The 2,260-nt window shown below is 71.1% G+C and carries 3 protein-coding genes; 2 read left to right on the top strand and 1 reads right to left on the bottom strand.

Annotation, left to right across the window (positions count from 1 at the left end; translation table 11 throughout):
* A partial coding sequence (locus E1287_RS43010; protein ID WP_131971876.1) for a trypsin-like peptidase domain-containing protein occupies positions 1-778 on the top strand: 778 nt, incomplete at its 5' end.
* Between the two features lie 211 nt (positions 779-989).
* On the opposite strand, the gene E1287_RS43005 is transcribed toward E1287_RS43010, so the two are convergent.
* On the bottom strand, positions 990-1,817 hold the full coding sequence (locus E1287_RS43005) for an oxygenase MpaB family protein (RefSeq protein WP_131971874.1): 828 nt from the start codon (positions 1,815-1,817) through the stop codon (positions 990-992).
* 89 nt (positions 1,818-1,906) lie between these two features.
* On the opposite strand from E1287_RS43005, the gene arfB reads away from it, so the two are divergent.
* The coding region (gene arfB / locus E1287_RS43000) for an alternative ribosome rescue aminoacyl-tRNA hydrolase ArfB (protein ID WP_131971872.1) at positions 1,907-2,260 on the top strand (354 nt) is incomplete at its 3' end.

Genomic DNA, 2,260 nt, shown 5'->3' with positions numbered 1-2,260 from the left:
TAAGAGACAGGCGCTGGGGGCGGGCGGCGCGGGGGCGGCCGTCACGCTGGCGTTCACGCACGACAGCACCGTCTACTCGAGCCCGACCGCGGTGACGGGGACGTCCGCGAAGGGCGGCACGATCGCGCAGGTGGCCGCCGCCGTGCAGCCCAGCGTCGTGTCGATCCAGGCGCAGACGCCGAACGGGACGAGCGGCGGCTCGGGCGTCGTCCTGCGCTCGGACGGCGTGATCCTCACCAACGCGCACGTCGTGGCGGACGCCGGTCAGGTGGCGGTGAAGTTCGCCGATGGACGAACCGCGTCCGCGAAGGTCCTCGGCTCCGACTCCGGCGCGGACGTCGCCGTGATCAAGGCGGACAACGTGTCCGGCCTCAAGCCCGCGACGCTCGGGAACAGCGACGCCCTGGCGGTCGGCGACACGGTGCTGGCGGTCGGGAGCCCGCTCGGCCTGGACGGCTCGGTGACGTCCGGCATCGTCAGCGCCCTGGGCCGCGAGGTCCGCGAGGGCGGCCAGGAGCCGCAGCTCCCACCGGGCCTGCGCGGGCAGCTGTCCCAGCAGCAGGAGACGGTGATCAAGAACGCGATCCAGACGGACGCCGCCATCAACCCCGGCAACTCCGGCGGCGCGCTGGTGAACTCGGCCGGTCAGGTGATCGGCGTCAACACCGCCATCCTCACGGCCGGGAACGGCAACGGGAACATCGGCGTCGGGTTCGCCATCCCGATCAACTCCGCCAAGAAGACCGCCGACGCGATCGTCGCCGGTTCCAAGGTCTGACCTGGGACGCCGTCCGGCCGAGCTCTGGGGGGAGCGGGCGGACGGACGGCGGACCCGGGCAGTGGTCCCTTCCGGCCGGGCCGGGCTCGGGAGGGACCGGGCAAGGGAAAAGCGGCCGCGTGACCCACACACGGGGCCACGCGGCCGCAACCCGCCCAGGCGACGCAACCCGCCCAGGCCGACGCGCCCCGCTCAGGCGGACGCGTCCCGTTCAGGCCGACGTGACCGTGATCGAGGGGCGCCGCTTCATCTTCGCGAGCATCCTTCGGGTCGTGAACAGGTAGTACTCGCGCGGCAGCGTCCGGACCCGCAGCGGAAGCCGCGGATACACGACGGCGAGCGCCCCGACCAGCATCCGGAACCGCCGCTCCCGCCTGGCGTCCCATTTCCAGCCGTACTGCTCCCGGATCGGCGCCGGCATCAGCCCCGCCGTGATCAGCCGGATCGCCATCAGCCCCGGCGCGTTCACCGGCCCGCCCGGCAGCCGCGGATGCATGACCTGCTCCGCGATGGCCCGCGACGCGTCGGTGATCTTCAAGTTCTGGATCATGTCGGCGTAGTACTCGCGGAACTGCGGATACGTCTCCGGCATCCGCTCCTCCGGGCAGCCGAGGATCGTCGCGTAGATCTTGGCCTGCTGGTAGAACTCCTCAAGTTCCGCATCATCGAGCGTCCGCCGGAAAAGGGCCTGGTAGAACTGCGAAGCCACCGCGAACAGCGTGGACGCCACCCACACCTGCAGCTCGGGATCGTTCGCCTCGTACCCGGGCCCGGTGACGCTCTCGTGCCCCTTCCGGACGAGCGCGCTGAAGACCTCGGCCTCCTCCCGCGTCCCGAACTGGACCGCGTACAGCCACCCCATCGTGTTCCGCAGCCGCCGCAGCGGATCGTCGGCGGTGTAGCTGTGGTCGTACACCCCCTGCGCCACCTTGGGATGCGCGGTCTGCAGCAGGGACGCCGCACCGCCCGCCGCGATGAGCGCCCCCTCCCGCGAGATGACGCGGATGAGGTCGTCGTCCTCGAAGAGTCCTTCGGTCATGGCGCCCAGTGTAAGTAAGTACTTGCAGTTGCCGCCAGTCCCGCGTTACTCAGGCGACAAGATCGCTTCTACCCTGCGACAATGAGGACATGCCCGACGAGGTCCACGTCCGCGGCTCGGTCTCCATCCCGGAGTCCGAGCTGAGCTGGCGTTTCTCCCGTTCCTCGGGTCCGGGCGGGCAGCACGTCAACACCAGCGCCACGGCCGCCGAGCTCTCCTTCGACGTCGCGAACTCCCCGTCCCTCCCGGAGCCCCTCAAGTCCCGCGCCCTGGAACGCCTCTCGACCCGGCTGGTCCGGGGCGTCCTCACCATCCGCGCCGAGGAGTACCGCTCCCAGCAACGCAACCGCGACGCCGCCCGCACCCGCCTCGCCACCCTCCTGGCCGAGAAGCGCAACGCTGTCGACCACCACGGCCACGAGGCCCAGGCCCGCCGCCAGGAC

This window comes from Actinomadura sp. KC06 (assembly GCF_004348735.1).
GTDB lineage: Bacteria > Actinomycetota > Actinomycetes > Streptosporangiales > Streptosporangiaceae > Spirillospora.
The sequence above is the reverse complement of the archived record's forward strand: the minus strand, read 5'-3'. Positions and strand labels throughout refer to the sequence as shown.

What these genes read in the sequence shown, in the direction of transcription:
- E1287_RS43005 (WP_131971874.1), bottom strand. Translation starts at nt 1,817, where the DNA reads ATGACCGAAGGACTCTTCGAGGACGACGACCTCATCCGCGTCATCTCG.